The 16,797-nt window shown below is 58.2% G+C and carries 20 protein-coding genes and 1 other RNA gene; 16 read left to right on the top strand and 5 right to left on the bottom strand.

Annotated features, from left to right (window positions below):
- Nucleotides 1–125: 125 nt before the first annotated feature.
- The 15 genes from CQ019_RS15810 to ssrA all read left to right on the top strand — a co-directional run bounded on the left by CQ019_RS15810 (nucleotide 126) and on the right by ssrA (nucleotide 12,981).
- Nucleotides 126–1,352 carry a CpaF family protein gene (locus CQ019_RS15810; protein ID WP_105554310.1) on the top strand — a complete coding sequence of 409 codons (1,227 nt, stop codon included), beginning with the start codon at nucleotides 126–128 and terminating at the stop codon, nucleotides 1,350–1,352.
- Nucleotides 1,349–2,200, top strand: a complete 852-nt coding sequence (locus tag CQ019_RS15815) for a type II secretion system F family protein (RefSeq protein WP_105554309.1) — start codon at nucleotides 1,349–1,351, stop codon at nucleotides 2,198–2,200. Before CQ019_RS15810 ends, CQ019_RS15815 begins: the two co-directional genes overlap by 4 nt.
- Nucleotides 2,197–3,138, top strand: coding sequence for a type II secretion system F family protein (locus CQ019_RS15820; protein ID WP_105570104.1), 942 nt, complete (start codon nucleotides 2,197–2,199; stop codon nucleotides 3,136–3,138). The genes CQ019_RS15815 and CQ019_RS15820 overlap by 4 nt, the downstream gene beginning before the upstream one ends.
- 87 nt (nucleotides 3,139–3,225) lie before the next feature.
- Entirely contained in the window at nucleotides 3,226–3,429 is a 204-nt protein-coding gene (locus CQ019_RS15825) for a hypothetical protein (RefSeq protein ID WP_374954808.1), read from the top strand.
- A gap of 86 nt (nucleotides 3,430–3,515) precedes the next feature.
- Nucleotides 3,516–3,863 carry a TadE family protein gene (locus CQ019_RS15830; RefSeq protein WP_258133707.1) on the top strand — a complete coding sequence of 116 codons (348 nt, stop codon included), beginning with the start codon at nucleotides 3,516–3,518 and terminating at the stop codon, nucleotides 3,861–3,863.
- Nucleotides 3,856–4,278 carry a hypothetical protein gene (locus CQ019_RS15835; protein ID WP_105570105.1) on the top strand — a complete coding sequence of 141 codons (423 nt, stop codon included), beginning with the start codon at nucleotides 3,856–3,858 and terminating at the stop codon, nucleotides 4,276–4,278. The genes CQ019_RS15830 and CQ019_RS15835 overlap by 8 nt, the downstream gene beginning before the upstream one ends.
- A gap of 19 nt (nucleotides 4,279–4,297) precedes the next feature.
- Entirely contained in the window at nucleotides 4,298–4,735 is a 438-nt protein-coding gene (locus tag CQ019_RS15840) for a hypothetical protein (protein WP_105554305.1), read from the top strand.
- A gap of 48 nt (nucleotides 4,736–4,783) precedes the next feature.
- Entirely contained in the window at nucleotides 4,784–5,899 is a 1,116-nt protein-coding gene (prfB, locus tag CQ019_RS15845) for a peptide chain release factor 2 (RefSeq protein WP_105554304.1), read from the top strand.
- A 648-nt stretch (nucleotides 5,900–6,547) separates the two neighbouring features.
- Nucleotides 6,548–8,257: a sodium:solute symporter family protein gene (locus tag CQ019_RS15850; protein ID WP_105554303.1), complete on the top strand. Its 1,710-nt coding sequence runs from the start codon at nucleotides 6,548–6,550 to the stop codon at nucleotides 8,255–8,257.
- A gap of 2 nt (nucleotides 8,258–8,259) precedes the next feature.
- Nucleotides 8,260–8,385, top strand: a complete 126-nt coding sequence (locus CQ019_RS18660) for a putative transporter small subunit (RefSeq protein ID WP_219843951.1) — start codon at nucleotides 8,260–8,262, stop codon at nucleotides 8,383–8,385.
- Nucleotides 8,386–8,743: 358 nt separating this feature from the next.
- Nucleotides 8,744–9,538: a cell division ATP-binding protein FtsE gene (gene ftsE / locus CQ019_RS15855; protein ID WP_105554302.1), complete on the top strand. Its 795-nt coding sequence runs from the start codon at nucleotides 8,744–8,746 to the stop codon at nucleotides 9,536–9,538.
- The gene (ftsX, locus tag CQ019_RS15860; protein WP_105554301.1) at nucleotides 9,535–10,449 is read left to right on the top strand and encodes a permease-like cell division protein FtsX; all 915 of its coding nucleotides are present in this window, start codon (nucleotides 9,535–9,537) and stop codon (nucleotides 10,447–10,449) included. The genes ftsE and ftsX overlap by 4 nt, the downstream gene beginning before the upstream one ends.
- Before the next feature lie 60 nt (nucleotides 10,450–10,509).
- On the top strand, nucleotides 10,510–11,973 hold the full coding sequence (locus tag CQ019_RS15865) for a M23 family metallopeptidase (protein ID WP_105554300.1): 1,464 nt from the start codon (nucleotides 10,510–10,512) through the stop codon (nucleotides 11,971–11,973).
- 54 nt (nucleotides 11,974–12,027) lie between these two features.
- Nucleotides 12,028–12,507, top strand: coding sequence for an SsrA-binding protein SmpB (smpB, locus tag CQ019_RS15870; protein WP_105554299.1), 480 nt, complete (start codon nucleotides 12,028–12,030; stop codon nucleotides 12,505–12,507).
- Nucleotides 12,508–12,612: 105 nt separating this feature from the next.
- Nucleotides 12,613–12,981: a transfer-messenger RNA gene (gene ssrA, locus CQ019_RS15875) on the top strand.
- 198 nt (nucleotides 12,982–13,179) lie between these two features.
- On the opposite strand, the gene CQ019_RS15880 is transcribed toward ssrA, so the two are convergent.
- Nucleotides 13,180–13,509: a hypothetical protein gene (locus tag CQ019_RS15880; RefSeq protein ID WP_105570106.1), complete on the bottom strand. Its 330-nt coding sequence runs from the start codon at nucleotides 13,507–13,509 to the stop codon at nucleotides 13,180–13,182.
- A gap of 517 nt (nucleotides 13,510–14,026) precedes the next feature.
- Here CQ019_RS15880 and CQ019_RS15885 point away from each other — a divergent pair.
- Entirely contained in the window at nucleotides 14,027–14,506 is a 480-nt protein-coding gene (locus tag CQ019_RS15885) for a DUF2568 domain-containing protein (RefSeq protein ID WP_105554297.1), read from the top strand.
- A gap of 69 nt (nucleotides 14,507–14,575) precedes the next feature.
- On the opposite strand, the gene CQ019_RS15890 is transcribed toward CQ019_RS15885, so the two are convergent.
- Genes CQ019_RS15890 through CQ019_RS15905 form a run of 4 tightly spaced genes read right to left on the bottom strand, consistent with a single transcriptional unit; the run spans nucleotide 14,576 to nucleotide 16,792 of the window.
- Nucleotides 14,576–14,986, bottom strand: coding sequence for a CrcB family protein (locus CQ019_RS15890; protein ID WP_105554296.1), 411 nt, complete (start codon nucleotides 14,984–14,986; stop codon nucleotides 14,576–14,578).
- Nucleotides 14,983–15,375, bottom strand: coding sequence for a CrcB family protein (locus CQ019_RS15895; RefSeq protein WP_181148554.1), 393 nt, complete (start codon nucleotides 15,373–15,375; stop codon nucleotides 14,983–14,985). The genes CQ019_RS15890 and CQ019_RS15895 overlap by 4 nt, the downstream gene beginning before the upstream one ends.
- Complete coding sequence (locus CQ019_RS15900) at nucleotides 15,372–15,995, bottom strand: metal-dependent transcriptional regulator (protein ID WP_105554295.1); 624 nt, start codon at nucleotides 15,993–15,995, stop codon at nucleotides 15,372–15,374. Before CQ019_RS15900 ends, CQ019_RS15895 begins: the two co-directional genes overlap by 4 nt.
- 2 nt (nucleotides 15,996–15,997) lie before the next feature.
- Complete coding sequence (locus CQ019_RS15905; protein ID WP_105554294.1) at nucleotides 15,998–16,792, bottom strand: inositol monophosphatase family protein; 795 nt, start codon at nucleotides 16,790–16,792, stop codon at nucleotides 15,998–16,000.
- Between the last annotated feature and the right edge of the window lie 5 nt (nucleotides 16,793–16,797).

Raw genomic sequence — 16,797 nt, forward strand, 5'->3', positions numbered from 1 at the left:
CTTGACATAGCCCTTCTAGCTAAACTCCAGAAAAGGGTTGCAAGACGCTGTGCCGGTGCCGCGCTCGCCGGTGTACCTCGAAGCATTCGGGAACGATTTTCATAGTTTCGGCTAAGGACTTTGACGTGGACGCGCTATCCATCGTGGAAGACGAAGTGCGAGAGCTGGTGCGCCGGCGCGGACTGGACCCTGGCAGACAACCTGCGCTCATCAGATCCCTGATTGACGATGTCTTGCGTGACTATGACGAACGTTCCCTGCTCGGCGCGGTCCCGGCCATCGGATCGCTCGATCAGGTTCGCCGTTCGGTCTTCGACAATGTGGCAGGATTCGGGGCGCTGCAACCGCTGCTCGATGACCCCAACGTCGAAGAAATATGGATCAACTCGCCGCAACAGGTTTTTTGCGCGCGTGGCGGGCAAAGCGAACTGACGCATATCAGGCTCGAATCCGACGAGGTAGCCGGCCTGGTGGAACGAATGCTGAAATCCTCTGGGCGCCGGTTGGATCTGTCCCAACCCTTCGTGGACTGCCAATTGCCCGATGGCTCCCGACTGCACGTAGTCATCCCGGACATCACCCACGAACACTGGGCGGTGAACATCCGTAAATTCATCGCCCGCGCAACGAAGCTCGAAGATTTGGTGGAAATCGGTTCGCTCAGCCAGGATGGGGCAGCCTTCTTAGGGTGGTCGATCGCCGCAGGGCTCAACGTGGTGGTCACCGGTCCTACCCAAGCTGGCAAGACGACGATGCTCAACTGTTTGGCATCCTCCATCGGATCGCGCGAACGCATCATCACCATCGAGGAGATCTTCGAACTGAATCTGGCCCTGCGCGATGTGGTCAGCATGCAAACCCGTCTAGCAAACTTGGAGGGCACCGGGGAAATCACCATGCGTCGGCTGGTCAAGGAAGCGCTACGCATGCGCCCGGACCGAATCATCGTAGGTGAGGTGCGCGAGGCCGAATCATTGGACATGCTCATCGCCTTGAACTCAGGCATCGCCGGACTGTGCACCTTGCACGCGAACTCTGCGCGCGATGCAATCACCAAGATCTGCACCCTGCCGCTGTTAGCCGGACCCAATATCACCAGCGACTTCACCGTGCGGACCGTGGCCGCCTGCATCGACCTGGTGGTGCACTGCACCCGCGACCCGAGCGGAAAACGCTACGTGCAGGAAATCCTCAGCGTGCGGGGCCGGGTGGAGGACGGCCAGTTCGAAACCTCAACGCTTTTCGAATACGGGCAGGGCGAGCTGAACCAGGCATCAGGAGCCGACTGGGCGCACGAGAAATTCGCGCTCGCCGGGATTAACGTCGCCCAATTGCTGATGGAACGCTCATGATCGCATTTCTAGGATTACTCGGCGGGCTGGGCATCGCGTTGATAGTGGACTGGCTGCTTTTCGACCCCACTCCGCCGCGGGCCAAACGCCAGTCGGCGATCCGGTTGTCCCTGCTGCGTGCGGGCATCGTAAGCCTGAGCCCGGCAAAATTTGTGGCGATCTGCGCGGCCAATGGACTGGTGTTCGTGCTGATCACCCTCGCTTTGACCGGTTCGTGGCTTTTTGCCAGCGTGTTTTTGCTCTTCGGGCTGTGGGCGCCATGGGTGTATCTGCGCCATCAGGCGGCTAAACGACAGGCGGCGTTGCACGAACAGTGGCCAGAGGTGGTTGATCACCTGCGCAGCGCCATCCGGGCCGGGCTATCGCTGCCCGAATCGTTGAGCCAGCTGGGCAGCATGGGACCAGAACTGCTGCGCCCGGCCTTTCGCGACTTCGCCCTGGACTATCGGGCCACCTCCAATTTTTCCATTGCACTTGAGCAATTGGGTGCGCGGCTGGCGGATCCGGTCTCCGATAAGATCCTGGCCACGCTGCGCATCACCCGCGAGGTCGGCGGTACCGACCTGGGGCAAACCTTGAGCACCCTGGCAGCATTTTTGCGCGATGACGTGCGCACCAGGGGAGAACTGGCCGCCCGCCAGTCGTGGATCGTTTCCGCGGCCCGGCTGGCGGTTGCGGCCCCCTGGATCCTGTTGCTGGTGCTCGGTACCCAAGACGCGGCGAAAAACGCCTACCTGACCTCGGGCGGAGTGGTAGTACTCATCGCTGGACTGCTCATCTCGCTGTTCTGCTATCGGGTGATGCTGCGCCTTGGCACGTTGCCGGTCGAAGAGCGGGTGCTGGCATGAACTCGCTGATCCCGTGGGCGGTGCTGTGCGGCTTCGGCTTCGGCCTGGGCTTATGGATGATCATCGTCAACCTGCCCGCTTGGCGTCCGATGTCCTTCGCCGAACGCGTTGCCCCTCACATCCGTGTGGGCATGCGTACTTCGAGGATGCTCGAAGATTCCTGGCGGGCCGAATCGCGGAGCCCGGCGGTGGTGCAATTCGCTGCGCCGCTGCTGAACCAGATCAAACGCCTCGCCAGCCTGCACAGCCCCGGCACCGAGACCGTACGCAAGCGGCTTCGTGCCGCAGGATTGAAAGCCAGCGTTGTGGACTACCGCTCGCAAGAGATCATCTGCGCGCTGTTTGGCCTGCTGGCCGGCTCGGCGCTCATGGCCCTGCTCGCGCTGAGCCGGCCCATAAATTTCGCTTTCGCTCTCATCGTGGCGCTCGGCTGCGGCATGCTCGGGTTCATGGCCCGTGGATGGTGGCTGAACGAACAGATTCAGCGTCGTGCCCGCAAGGTTCTCACGCAATTCCCCACGGTTGCGGAGGTTCTCGCCCTCACTGTGGGAGCCGGTGAATCGACCACCGGGGCGATCGAACGGATCTCGCGTATCTGCCATGGGGTGATTGGCGATGAATTCACCGAAACACTCAACGAAATCCACGCCGGCAACTCGATGATTCAGGCAATGCAGAATATGTCCGATCGTATCCAAGTTGGGGCGATGACCAGGTTCGTCGACGCGATCGTCGTGGCCACAGAGCGAGGCACGCCGCTGGCACAGGTGCTCCGAGATCAGGCTCAAGATGTGCGTGATGCCTCCAAGCGAGAGCTGATGGAAGTTGCCGGAAAACGTGAAATCAGCATGCTGATTCCAATAGTTTTTGGAGTCCTGCCGTTGACCATCGTATTTGCGGTGTTCCCCGGCCTAGCCCTCTTGGAGATGAGCTATTGACAATTTGCCGCAAGATCACAGTATTTGCCAAACGCAAAAATGTTAGGAAGTAATCCCATGTCAAGCTTCCAATCGTGGCTTCTGATCATGTCACTACGGCTGTCCGAAGGTTGCCAGAATTTCTGGCGTCAATTCACGGTGAAGCTGCGCGAAGAGCGCGGCGACGTCCCCGGATGGGTCATGATCACCTTAATGTCCGCTCTGCTCGTTGCCGCGTTGTTGGCCATCGCTGGTCCGCGTTTGCAAGACCTCTTCAACCAGGCGATCGATCGAGTCTCTGGATTAGGCTGAGCCAGGGGTCCGCGAAGATGAGCAGCGCCGCGACCGTGGTACGACGTCGCTTCCGGAGACAAGGCCCGGATGAGGCAGGATCGGCCGTGGCCGAATTCGTTATGATCACCAGCTTGCTGATCGTCATCACGTTAACGCTGATTCAATTGACGCTGGTGCTCCATGTGCGCAATACGCTCACCGACGCGGCGGCCAACGGCGCGCACTACGGGGCGTTGGCAAACCGAACTCCAGCCGACGCGGGCGGTCGAACCCGCCTGTTGATTGCCGAATCCTTGCATAGTGGTTTCGCCCAAAACGTGCAGGTGTCAACGAGCGCGGTTGGGGAAAGCCAGCTAGTGAGCGTCACCGTGTCGACGCGGGTGCCGTTGATCGGGCTACTGCCCAACGGGTGGAATTTGAGTGTTCGCGGCGATGCGGTGCGTTATGGCTAAAAGTACGCCCCGTGCCTCGCACGATGAAGGCAGCGCCATCGTGGAATTTGTGTTCGCCTCCACGGTTCTGCTGATCCCAATGATTTACCTGATCCTCGCGGCCGGTCAACTCCAGGCAGGATCCTATGCAGTGGTCGGCGCGGCCGACCAAGCCGCCAAGGTCTTCGCCGTCGCCGATACTCCCGCCCAGGCGCAGTCCAACGCCCATCAGGTGGTGGAGCGTGCGATGAATAACTTCGGTTTATCCGGTGCCAGCACGCAGATATCCTGCGATCTTGATTGTCTGAGCCCCGGTAGCATCGTCACGATTCAAGTGTCCTTGCGCGTGCAGCTGCCTTTTGTCTCCGACTACTTTGATGTCTCCGTTTTCACCGTCGACGCTGCCTCGACACAACGAATCGACCGTTTTGGATAGCGGCGGGAGGTGGCCGAGGTTGCTGCGGACTGCCCGCGCCGAGGACGGGCAGTCGCTGGTGCTTGCCATTGGGTTGTGCGCGATCACCTTGTTGACTATCTCGGTGGTGCTCGCCGCCAGCGCGGTGAACCTCAAAGCGCGCCAGCTTTTGTCCGTCGCCGATGGTGCGATTGTCGCGGCCGTGGATGAGTTCGAATTTGTAGCCGACGGAGGTCAGCCACGGATCGAACTGAACCAGGCTCAAGTGCGGGCGGCAGTTCAGCGCTATCTGCAGGATGTGGACGCGGGACAGCGTGTCGATAATCTTGCCATTGGATCGGTACAGATTCTGCCCGATGGCCAAGGCGCGCGTTTATCTCTGACTGGTTCGGTACAGCCACCGATCATCGGGTGGATCGTCCCGTCCGGGGTGAATATCAGCGTCAATTCCTCCGCGCGCACCGTTTTGAGCAGATAGTGTCGCGAGCTTAAGCCGTCCGCTTTCATGGCGTAGGCTTAGATAACTATGGCAAAAACTGACTTCTCCGCTGAAATTCGTTCGCTTCGATCCACTTTCTCTGCGATTGAGGACGTAAGCGACGTTGCTCAAATCAAGGCCGATATCGCCATGCTTTCGGAAGAGGCCGGTGTCCCTGACCTATGGGATGATCCAGCCAGCGCGCAAGTTGTCACCAGCAAGCTGTCCCATCGCCAGACAGAACTTGAACGCCTGAATAAGTTGCGCACGCGAATTGACGATCTTGAAGTTCTCGTGGAACTTGCCGAAATGGAAGACGACGACGAAACCCTGGTCGAAGCCGACAAGGAACTCATCTCGATCCACAAGGCGCTGGATGAGCTGGAAATCGTCACATTGCTCAATGGCGAGTTCGATTCGCGCGGTGCGGTGGTGACGATCCGTGCCGGAGCCGGCGGCGTCGATGCCGCAGACTTCGCCGAAATGCTGTTGCGCATGTACCTGCGCTGGGCGGAAAAGCACGGTTACAAGGCCACCGTAATGGATACCTCCTATGCGGAAGAAGCAGGGTTGAAATCCGCTACCTTCGAAATCGACGTTCCATACGTCTTCGGAACTCTTTCCGTCGAAGCCGGAACCCACCGCCTGGTACGGATCTCACCTTTCGACAATCAAGGGCGCCGTCAAACCTCCTTCGCTGCGGTGGAAGTTGTGCCCCTGATCGAACAGACCGACACCATCGAAATACCCGAATCCGAGCTTCGAGTGGACGTCTTCCGCTCCTCGGGACCAGGTGGACAAAGCGTGAACACCACCGACTCGGCGGTCCGCATGACGCACATTCCCACTGGCACCGTGGTGTCGATGCAGAACGAGAAATCACAGATCCAGAACCGCGCCGCCGCCTTGCGCGTCATGCAGTCGCGTCTGTTGCTGATTAAGAAGCAACAGGAAAGTGCGCAGAAGAAGGAGCTGGCTGGAGACGTTAAAGCATCGTGGGGTGATCAGATGCGCTCCTACGTGCTCAACCCTTATCAGATGGTTAAGGATCTGCGTACCGAACACGAGGTCGGCAACACTCAGGCGGTACTCGACGGTGAAATCGATGATTTCATTGATGCTGGAATCCGTTGGCGAGCGGGAAACCGACGCCCCGCGAACTAACTCAAAGGCCTGGAACTGAAATAGTTTCAGGCTTTTTTGTTTCCAAATTTCTCTAATTTTTAGAACTAAAAAGTTCAAGTTTATCGCCGATTTCGAGGCGATATCCTAGGAATTCAGCTACCTGAAAATCAAGTACATGCTAGGATGAAATGGTTGCTGCGGGCATTGCACCCTGCGGTTTTCGCGATTCTAGTAGCTCAGAACCCGCTCGATGTAGGCACCTTGGCCTCTTTGAAGCCGTCGGAAGCGCCATCGATAATGGCAGATAGACGCGAAAATTAGGTGCATCATTTTGCGAGACCACGGCAACGAATGAACAACCGAGAATCTATGGATTTGAACGGATGTTTGCGCGCAATTGTGTGTGGCATTTCGGTTTTTAAGGAAAGAAATCGCATTAATGCGACCGTGCTGTCCCGGAATCGGGACAGCTCTTTGCGTGCCAGTACGAGGATGCGAAGTAACTGAAAACGATACGTAACGATGAGTGAAGGAAGTGATTGATGGATAGAGGGCTTATGTACGTCGGCTAAGCGAATCCTCGCGAATCATTTCGCGGGATGAGACGTGCGAACCACGCATCAAAGGTTCCGAGGCTTGCCTCGGAAGATGCCAATTCTCAACTACGTCGTTTGAAGGAGGTGGCGTGTGAACAACCCGGAAACGGTCGGTTTCAGCGCCTTGATCATCGTACTTTTACTGGTCTTATTCTATGGGGGAACTTTTTTTGTTTCCACGAAGATTGGCCAGAAAAATGAAAACGCCGACGGTTACATGACCGCAGGCAATAAAATCGGATTCGGAATCTCCGCGGCCAGTATGACCGCGACATGGATCTGGGCATCCTCAATGTATGCCTCCGCCGCCTCGGGCTACACCTACGGCATCAGTGGTCCTATTCACTACGGTCTCTGGGGCGCCCTGATGATTCTGTTCATCTACCCGTTCGGTAAGCGGATCCGTAAAGTCGCACCGAAGGCTCATACCCTGGCCGAAGTTATGCACGCCCGCCACGGTCGCTCTAGCCAGCTGATGCTAGCCGGTTCGAACATCGTCGGTTCGGTCATTTCATTGATGTCCAACTTCATCGCCGGTGGCGTGCTCATCTCCATGCTCTCTCCCTTCAACTTCATTCAAGGCGTACTCGCGGTAGCCGGTGGCGTACTGCTCTACACGCTGTGGTCCGGATTCCGCGCCTCGGTTCTCACCGACTTCATGCAAGTTATGGCGATGCTTGGCGCCGTGGCAATCATCGTCCCGTTCATTTTCTTCGCTGCCGGATTCCCCGCGGCGTTCGAGACCGGTGCCGGCAACCTGAGCGCCCAACAGTCGAACTTCTTCTCTTCCGAAGCATTCCTGAACCAGGGTGCCCCGTATATCGCAGCGGTGTTGGCTTACGCAATCGGTAACCAAACCATCGCACAGCGTCTGTTCGCTGTTCGCGAGGATTTGATCAAGCCGACCTTCATCACCGCCACCATCGGCTACGGCGCCATGGTTATCGGTGTCGGCATGATCGGCGTACTAGCCCTGTACCTAGGCTTCGAACCAACCGATGGCAACGTCAACAACATCATTCCGGAAATGGCCATGAGCTACCTGCCTGGTATCTTGTTGGCTCTGTTCTTCGTGATGATCATCGGTGCGCTTTCATCCACCGCTGACTCGGACCTAGCTGCTTTGTCATCGATCATGATGGCCGATGTTTACGGTCAGAACGTTGCAGGCAAGAAGAAAGCCAATCCGAAGACCATGTTGTTGGTTGGACGTATCACGATGATCGTGGCAACGGTCTTGGCGGTCTGCCTCGCTAGTTTGCAATTGAACATCCTTGACCTTTTGGTCTTCGTCGGTGCACTCTGGGGAGCTTTGGTGTTCCCAGTGCTTGCCAGCTTCTACTGGAAAAAGGTCACAAACAAGGCCTTCACCGCAGCGGTATTGGCCGCCTTGGCTGTTTTCATTCCGGTGCGTTTCGACTTGATTCCAATGGTCGGATTCACCGCCATAGTCATTGAGCTCCTGGCGATTCTTGGTATCGGCATTGTGCTTGGTCTGATGAGTTTCGGCTTCTTTGGGCTGCGTCCTGCATTGATCGTCGGCACCATCGCCTCGCTCGTCGCAGCACCATTCTGCTTCGGCTTCTTGCGTGACTACACGACCTTGACCGCCTCGCTCGTCGCTTACTCGGTGAGTACCTTGATTTGTTACTTCATGTCGTTCCGTTCCAAGGAAGACTTTGACTTCGCGGTCATCGCCGAGCGCGCTGGCGACTTCGACCCGGTCGAAGAACTAATCAGCACCGCCACAAGTGGTGCGGATAAAACCGAAGGTACGAATACTCCGAAGGGGAAGGGATAAACATGCTGGCACTCACCATTTACGTATTGGCCTGGCCCGTGGTCGTTGCCGGAGTGGCGATCTTTATTGGCAGGGCCTTCATCATCGAGGCCCGCGCAGCAAAGCGCAATGGCCACCCGCTGATCTAGCATTCTAAATTCGGGGGTAAGTGCCGGTCATGTGCCGACGCTTACCCCCGAGATATTTAACGGCGGCCAGATCAAGATCCCTTGTTGGATAGGTCGGGCCCTTGAGTTATCCGGAAGTACCGCTGATGTGCGGAAGGTCACCGGGGCCACTTGTTTGACGAAAAAGTAGTCAGGTCACTGTGCTTCACGGTTTGCGCCAAGCCTGTGGAAACAGCATGAATGTGACAACACACCGTCCCAGCCGCACGCGATGTTCACGTTGCACCGATAAGGTTTGGAAGACTGGCGCATCAAAAACGTTCGATCTCGACCTGAGTTTCCGTGGGTCGCGCCCCGACGGCAACTAGCGATTGAAGACATGATTAAATTCGAAAATGTCTCGATGGTTTACGAGCCGAAGCAGAAGAATGCTGCTTTGAATGACGTAAACATCGAGGTTAACCGTGGCGAATTCGCCTTCTTAGTTGGAGAATCCGGCTCGGGAAAGTCTACTTTTCTGAGCTTGATACTGCGCGAAAAACGAGCCACGGACGGAGCGGTATACGTTGCAGGTCAAAACCTGAACCGTATCCCGAGCCGACGCGTGCCCAAATTGCGCCGCGACATCGGATTCGTGTTCCAGGACTTCAGACTGCTTCGCGAACGGACCGTGTTCGATAACGTCGCGTTTGCGATGGAAGTTATCGGTGCCTCACGCGCGCAAATTCGTGAACGTGTTCCGGACGCGCTGAGAATGGTCGGACTAGAAGATAAGGCCCGCCGTAAACCAACCGAACTTTCAGGTGGCGAGCAGCAGCGCGTGGGTATTGCCCGCGCCATCGTGAACAAGCCATCGATCCTGCTTGCCGATGAGCCGACTGGTAACCTCGACCGCAAAAACAGCGTCGAGGTCATGAACGTGCTTGATCGGATTAACCAGAATGGCACCACCGTGCTGATGGCCACGCACGCACATGAACTGGTCAGCGAATTCCGTCATCGCGTCATTGAACTGAGTAAGGGCAACGTCGTCCGCGACGAAGCTGATGGTCAGTACACGGCGATGACCACCGTAATTAATCAAGATGGTTCTCGCGAGCTGCTCACCGGTGAGGCCGCTAAGGAAGCATCTGGCGAGCTCGCAACGAACGTAGAGAAGGACGAGGACCAGTGAGACTAGGATTCATCCTCCGCGAGGCTGCTAAGGGCCTTCGGCAAAATGTCATCATGGTCGTCTCTGTTGTTTTGGTGACTTTCGTATCCCTGACCTTCGTGGGCGCTTCGGCGTTGCTGCAGCTGCAGATCAACCAGATGAAGGGTTACTGGTATGACCGCATGGAAGTTGCGGTCTTCTTGTGCGACGACAACACCGCCGCGCCGAATTGCGCCGGCGAGGGGGTCACCGATGAGCAGCGCACGAGTATCCAGCACCTGCTGGAATCTGACGAGATGGCTCCGTACATCAAGGAATTCGCGTATGAGTCGAAGTCTGATGCGCTGAAGAACTTCAAGGAGCAGTACAAGAACTCCTCACTTGTCGATCAGGTCACCGAAGATCAGCTTCCGGAATCGTTCCGTGTTGGGCTAGTTGACCCGGAGAAATATCCGGTGATCAACGAGGCGTTCTCCACAGTAGCGGGCGTGGACTCGGTGGTGGACCAACGCGAACTTTTGGAAAAGGTTTTCCAGCTCGTACGAGTAGCATCGGCCGCCGCGGCGGTGGTGGCGATCGTGATGATTGCCTGCGCGGTGCTGTTGACCGGCACGACCATTCAACTTTCTGCGATGCACCGGCGTCTGGAAACCACGATTATGCGTTTAGTCGGTGCTTCGAAAACGACCATTCAACTTCCGTTTATTATCGAAGGCGTGATTGCCTCCGTTATCGGTGGTTTACTTGCTTCGGGCACCCTGTGGCTGCTTGTGAAGTTCCTTGTTCAAGATAAACTCGCCAACGAAAACGTTGGAGTTGCCTTCATTTCGACGAATGAAGTTCTACTCGTTGCTCCAGGGCTCTTGATTATTGGTATCGTTTTGGCCACAATTTCTTCAGTGGTAACGTTGAAGCGTTACCTGAAGGTTTAGTTGTTCGTTATCTTTGGTCGAACTTCAGAACTTGATGCACAAAAACCTCTAAGGAGCAGTATGCTGTCCAACGCGGTGCGACGTAAGTTCCTACGCGCCACCATCGGTGGAGCCCTTGCTTTGTCACTTACTTTGCCGGCGGGGATCGTACTCGCCGACGAATTGGATGACCGTAAGGAAAAGGTCGAACAGAACATCGACAACCTCGAACAGGATATGGAAGTCCTAGACGCGGATATCGTTGAGACGGATCGCAAGCTGCGAGAGCAACAAGCACAAGTTCCGGTGGCAGAAGCGGCCTTGGCTGACGCGCAAAGCCGTGTAGCGAATGCCCAAGCCACCGTCGCTGACCTGACGAATCGGTTGATCAGCGCCCAGGCCACGCGTGACAAGGTTGCCAAGGCGATCGAAGAAAACGCAGCCAAGATTGCTGAAGCTGAAAACACCATGGCGCAGATCGCCTCCGAGGCATACAAGCGCGGTGGAGTTTCTAGTGGTCTAGACATGATCCTGAACATGGACTCAGCCACTGCCATGGCCGAAGGTCTCGACATGGCCAATAGGGCTATGGATTCTCAGAACGCCGTATATAACGATCTGGCGCAAGAGAAGGCAACGGACGAAAGCAACAAACTTCGCCTGGCCGCCGTAGAGGAAGAAATTTCTTCGCTCAAGGGGCAAGCCGAAGAAGCTCTCGCGCAGGAACAGGGCGCTCGCGATGCAGCGCAATCGGCCAAAGATGAACTGAACGCCCTCGTGGCCAGCACCGAATCACTCAGTGCCGAGCTGGAATCTAAGAAGCCGCAGATTCAGGCGAAGCTGAAGTCGCAAGAGCAGGAATACGCCACGGTTAACCAGCAGATCAAAGAACGCCAAGAGCGCTTGATCCGCGAAGAAGCCGAGCGCAAGCGCAAGGCGGAGGAGAAAGCTCGCAAGGAAGCCGAGGCGGAGCGTCAGCGCATCGCCAAAGAGAAGGCAGCCTACGAGGCCGAGCAGGAGCGCCAAGCCGCCGAAGCGAAGCGGAAGCAGCAGACGTACAAGAAGAAGCAATACGTCGCTCCCAAGGCAAAACCGAAAACCGAATCCCGCGCGGAACCAAGTAGCTGGGGCTTGATCAAGCCAACGAGCAGCTCGCGTATTACTTCCAGCTTCGGCTGGCGTCCGACCCCGGCGGGAACCATCGACTACACCGGTCGCGGCGGCTATGTTCACGCAGGCGTTGACTGGGGCTTCGGTGGCCAGTGTGGTTCGCCGGTTGTCGCAGCTACCAGTGGTGAAGTGTGGTTCGCCGGATGGGGTGGTTCCTCGGGCAACAAGGTGACTGTTTCGCACGGTGTCGTCAAGGGCAAGGCTTTGGCAACGAACTACCACCACCTTTCACGTATCGCTGTGAGCAACGGCCAGCACGTCAACCAGGGCCAGGTCGTCGGGTACGTGGGCACCACCGGCAACTCGACCGGTTGCCACCTGCACTTCGAAACGATCATCAACGGTTCGCACGTGAACCCATTGGGACTTCTCTAGCGTTAGACTTGTTATTTGTGCGCGGGAATCCGCCCGCGACATGCAAGGAGTGTCATGGCTAAGAAGAACCAAGAAGATCGCATCATCGCGAGCAACCGCAAAGCGCGCCACGATTTTGAGATTCTAGATACCTTCGAAGCGGGCATGGTGCTGACAGGGACCGAGGTCAAGTCGCTGCGCGAAGGTAAAGCTTCGCTGGTGGACGGATTCGGCCAGTTCTACCGCAATGAGCTCTACATTGAGAATTGCTACATTCCTGAGTACCTGAACGGTTCGTGGACTAATCATGCCGCACGCCGCCGCCGCAAGCTCTTGCTGCATCGTGCAGAACTGCTTAAGATCGAACGAAAAATCTCTGAGTCAGGCCTGACCATCGTCCCGCTGAAGTTGTACTTCAAAGACGGGCGCGCGAAGATCGAAATCGGCGTGGCTCGCGGTAAGCGCGAATACGATAAGCGACAGACGCTGCGTGAACAGCAAGATAACCGCGAAGCACTGCGTGCAATGCGAGAGCGTAATCGCGGACACGCATAAGCGTGAGGCGAAACTCGTTGGGATACCCTCCAAGATTGCGCTATGATTGTTTAACGCACCTTTGGTGTGGTTGTACCCGGGAAACCGGGACTGACAACAAAATACGGGGATGATCGGTTTCGACGGTGTGAGTCGCGACAGATGAAGCGGGCCGAGGATGCAAAGTTATCTCGTAAACGCTCTTTGCAAAACAATAAGTGCCGACTCAAAGCGCACTGACTTCGCTCTCGCTGCCTAAGCAGCCAGACAGTCCGTAAGCCAGGGGATGCTATCGCCCCTGTACCTTACGTCATTTAGATAGCCCCTGTATCCAGCGGCCGTTACCGCTGTTGGGTACATATTTTGGTAACTGTGCCTGGATCAACCACATGTTTGCGTGATGGTTGGGGCAGAGAAAATCCGCAGCAAACTGCGCCCGGAGAAGACCTGGCAACACCACATCGGACGGGAGTTCAATTCTCCCCATCTCCACGTATTTTAGCCCCGGGATCCTAGTGATCCCGGGGCTTCTTTTTTGCTCGACGCCCAAATCGGCTTGACCATTGGCCGCGCGACCATGGCTCAACACGATACGCGGCACCTCGTTACCTTCCAATCGTTTCTTTCAATCAAGGTCCGAGGGATCCTCGCGGAAAATGGCAACGCTACTGCTGCTGTCCGGCGTTCTCGGGGTCATATGACGCAGCTGAGGCGACGCGTATCCCACCCGGACATCACAGCCTCGGCGTAGGCATGCGCGGTCTGAAGGTACACCCAGTAGGCGTCCTCGACGGTGATCACGAATGAACTTGTCTCCGGCGATTCCCAGCTTGTGGTTCCGTGCTGCGGTGTCCAGCCTTTGAAGGCTGCGATGCTTCGAGCTACCAGACCATTGAGGTATTGGTTTATTTTCTCGTCGGCTGATTGCTGCGGGTTCTCCGGCGTGGTGAGCTCATTGGCATAGTAGCGCAGCTCGGTGGAACCGATGTTGGCCCCAGTTCCCGCCTCAAAGGCGGGCGTCATCCGAGATCCCGGGGCACTTCATCGGCGGTAAAGCCGGCAAGGGGCAGCGCAACTGCCAGGGGGTGCGGGGCTAATCTCGTCAGGAATCCTCCGTCAGGCATCGGCAGGAGTTGTATCGTTCGGGGTGGAGAAATATCGTCAGACGATGCAGAACCACGGCCACCTGCCCAGCGGTTTCGTGGGAAAATCTTTCGGCCGGCAATTAATGCGAGCAATAATCCAGCGGATAGGGCAGATCCAGGCAGGGTGGTCGAGGACGAATCGCTTACGGAACCTTGCGGAACCTTGCGGTGGCCGCGGCAATGAATATTGATGGCGCAACGTTTGCAACTCGGCTAACTCCGGTCTCCAGCAGGCTTCGGACCACCGGTTCCGGGCCCTCCCAGCTGTGGATATGATAGGTAACAAGGAGCCTTGCGAGCGAGTCCATGTCGCGGGGCTGCCGTTTACCACCTAGACTTAAACAGAACGGCCAAGCCGATGGCCAGATCGCTGAAACGGAGTGAGATCGAAAACGATGGGTAAAAACGGTTCCCAGCGGGTATCACCGGCAATTTCGGCAATCTATGCTGTGATCGCGTTCCTCCTCGAGGTGGGATTGCTTTTCGCCGCCGCGCTGGCCGCCATCGCCTTCATTCCCTGGCCGACGATTCCAGCGATCCTCGTGGTCGTGGTGCCTTTGCTGATCATCTGGGCGCTGTTCTTCTCGCCTAAGGCGAAGTTCCGGCTCCGCTTGCGCACACGCTTGATGCTCATTCATCTGATTTACCTGGTCGGTGCCTACGTGCTCTGGCTGAGCGTGGATCATTCATTCACCGATCAATCGCAAATCTGGGCGATCGCGATGCTTTCCTTGACTGGAATTAGCGCAATCTTGATTCTGGCTACCGGCGGATATGTGGTTCCACATGACCGCGAGAAGCGTGCACCGGTCGCGCCGCAACCTGCACAGGATGCCAAGCGCAGCCAAAATCGTGGACGCCGCGCGGCACGCTAAGTTTTCGCTGCAAGTAATGAGGGGCTCGGTCGGCTGACCGGGCCCTTGCTCATACCCGCCACGCAAGGTTTAGACGTTCAGCAACCAGCCCAGCAGCCCGGCGGTTCCGGCCAGTGACAGCGTGCCTAACAGGAACATGATGGCGCGGGCGCGGTTTACCTCGTAGAGCAGGTGGAAGCCGACGAAGAGGGTGCTTGCCGTCGTCAACGAACCGCAGAATCCGGTCGTCAGCAACCATAGCCGGTCCGCGGTAGATGTGCTGCCGGCGAAGTTATCCCGAGCGAGCTCTAGTCCGTGAGCGTGCGCATAGCCAAGGAAAAGGCCCAGCGCGAAGGTTCCAACGATGTTGGCGGCGAGGATTCCGAGCGGCCAGCCACGCCAGAGGCTGTGGGTATCGCCATGGGTGGCAGGAAGCGCTCTGTCAAGCAGATATCGTCCCACCGCGCCCAGCGCCCCAGCCAGCAGCAAGAGCCCGATCATGGGCGGCCCTCGGACGCTGGGACCAGACGCAGGATGACTCGGTGGGTGGTGAAGACCGCGGCCAGGCACAGGGCGACGGTCAGGGCCAAATAGCCCAGGTAGCCGGTGGCGCTCATCGCGGTGAAGAGCAGCAGCACGGTGGACAGGGTGGTGAATGCGCCACAGAAACCGGTACCGGCGGCCAGCTGGAGCAGCGGATTCAATGGCCTGCGGGCGCCGTAGGCGCTCAGCCCGGCCAGGGCGGTGCTGCCCAGCACATTGACCAGCAATGTCGACGCGGCCCACTCGTTGGCTGGCAGGAGCATGTCCACCCCGACCCGGACGTAGGCTCCGAGTGCGCCGCCAATTGCTACCGCAAAGAGCCGGTAGACGGTCTCCCTGCGGATCACAGTTCGCGAACCCAGATCAGCGATGCCGAGATGTAATCCAGGCCGTGCGGAATCTCGATAACCGCTCCGGGGACGAGCCCCAGGTCCTTGGCGCGGCGCAGGAAATCCGGGTCCTCGTCGCTGACCCGGCAAATGACCGCGCGCGGTCCGTCGAAGCGGTCCAGCCGTTGCGCATCGCGTGCGGCCAGCACGCCGGCGGCCGAGGGGATTGCGTCTCCGTGCGGGTCTACCGCCGGGTGGCCCAGACGTGCATGCAGCGCGTCGATGAATCGGTCGGTGACGGTATGCTCGAGCTGTTCAGCCTCGTCGTGGACCTCGTCCCAGCCGTAGCCGAGCTCATCGCGCAGGAAGGTCTCCAGGATGCGGTGCCGGCGCACCATGCGCAGCGCTTCGCGCCGCCCGGTGGCGCGAAGCGAGATGGCCCCGCGCGGAATATGGTCCACCAGGTTCTTGGCCGCCAGCTTTTGCACCATCGCGGTGGCCGAGGCGGGGGACAGGCCCAGCTGGTCGGCCAGCGCACCGGTGCCGACCGGTGTCTCTTCCCACTCGGTGAGCAGGTACAGCGCCTTGAGGTAGTCTTCCTCGCTGGTGGTCAGCTTGCGCGGATCATATCCGGGCATGGCTAGCCGCGGTTCAGATAGGGCAGGATCGCGTCGTGCAGCTTCCCGTTGCTGGCCAGCGCGTTGCCTTCGTGGCAGCCCTCCACGCCGGCGATGCTGGTGAAGCGGCCACCGGCCTCGCGTACGACGGGGACCAGCGCGGCCATGTCGTAGAGCTCCAGTTCCGGTTCGAAGGCGGCGTCCACCGCGCCCTCGGCGACCAGCGCGTAGGACAGGAAATCGCCATAGCCGCGGGTGCGCCAGGCCGTCCCAAGCAGTTCGAGCAGGCCATCGAGCTTGCCGCGCTCCTTCCAGCCGTTCAGCGACGCGTAGGACAGCGAGGCGTCGGGCAGTTCGGCCACCGCCGAGACCGCCAAGCGTCGTTGGCCTTCGCTGCCCGGCTCGGTGACGAACGCCCCCAACCCGGTGGCCGCATGCCAGCGTCGGGAAAGCGCCGGAGCGGAAACCACGCCGAGCACCGGCTCGTCGTCGATGAGCAGCGCGATCAGCGTCGCCCACACCGGCACGCGGCGCACGAAGTTCTTCGTCCCGTCGATCGGGTCGATGACCCACCGCCGGGAACCGGTGCCGTGCACCCCGAATTCCTCGCCGAGCACCGAATCTTCGGGGCGGTGCGCGGCGAGCTCTGCGAGGATCAGTTCCTCGGCGCCGCGGTCGGCGTCGGAGACCGGGGTCATATCTGGTTTGGTTTCCACCCGCAGGTCGTTCGAACCGTAGCGGGCCAAGGTGAGCGCATCGACCTTATCGGCCATCGCCAAGGCGAATTCAAGGTCTTGCTGCAAGGTGTATTCGGCCATGGTGT

It is taken from the genome of Arthrobacter sp. MYb229 (assembly GCF_002975405.1).
Classification (GTDB): domain Bacteria; phylum Actinomycetota; class Actinomycetes; order Actinomycetales; family Micrococcaceae; genus Glutamicibacter.

Bases quoted from the DNA above. Each gene is read 5' to 3' on its own strand.
- CQ019_RS15815 (WP_105554309.1), top strand. From the start codon at position 1,349: ATGATCGCATTTCTAGGATTACTCGGCGGGCTGGGCATCGCGTTGATA.
- CQ019_RS15820 (WP_105570104.1), top strand. From the start codon at position 2,197: ATGAACTCGCTGATCCCGTGGGCGGTGCTGTGCGGCTTCGGCTTCGGC.
- CQ019_RS15825 (WP_374954808.1), top strand. From the start codon at position 3,226: ATGTCACTACGGCTGTCCGAAGGTTGCCAGAATTTCTGGCGTCAATTC.
- CQ019_RS15835 (WP_105570105.1), top strand. From the start codon at position 3,856: ATGGCTAAAAGTACGCCCCGTGCCTCGCACGATGAAGGCAGCGCCATC.
- prfB (WP_105554304.1), top strand. From the start codon at position 4,784: ATGGCAAAAACTGACTTCTCCGCTGAAATTCGTTCGCTTCGATCCACT.
- CQ019_RS18660 (WP_219843951.1), top strand. From the start codon at position 8,260: ATGCTGGCACTCACCATTTACGTATTGGCCTGGCCCGTGGTCGTTGCC.
- ftsE (WP_105554302.1), top strand. From the start codon at position 8,744: ATGATTAAATTCGAAAATGTCTCGATGGTTTACGAGCCGAAGCAGAAG.
- CQ019_RS15865 (WP_105554300.1), top strand. From the start codon at position 10,510: ATGCTGTCCAACGCGGTGCGACGTAAGTTCCTACGCGCCACCATCGGT.
- smpB (WP_105554299.1), top strand. From the start codon at position 12,028: ATGGCTAAGAAGAACCAAGAAGATCGCATCATCGCGAGCAACCGCAAA.
- CQ019_RS15880 (WP_105570106.1), bottom strand. From the start codon at position 13,509: ATGACGCCCGCCTTTGAGGCGGGAACTGGGGCCAACATCGGTTCCACC.
- CQ019_RS15885 (WP_105554297.1), top strand. From the start codon at position 14,027: ATGGGTAAAAACGGTTCCCAGCGGGTATCACCGGCAATTTCGGCAATC.
- CQ019_RS15890 (WP_105554296.1), bottom strand. From the start codon at position 14,986: ATGATCGGGCTCTTGCTGCTGGCTGGGGCGCTGGGCGCGGTGGGACGA.
- CQ019_RS15900 (WP_105554295.1), bottom strand. From the start codon at position 15,995: ATGCCCGGATATGATCCGCGCAAGCTGACCACCAGCGAGGAAGACTAC.
- CQ019_RS15905 (WP_105554294.1), bottom strand. From the start codon at position 16,792: ATGGCCGAATACACCTTGCAGCAAGACCTTGAATTCGCCTTGGCGATG.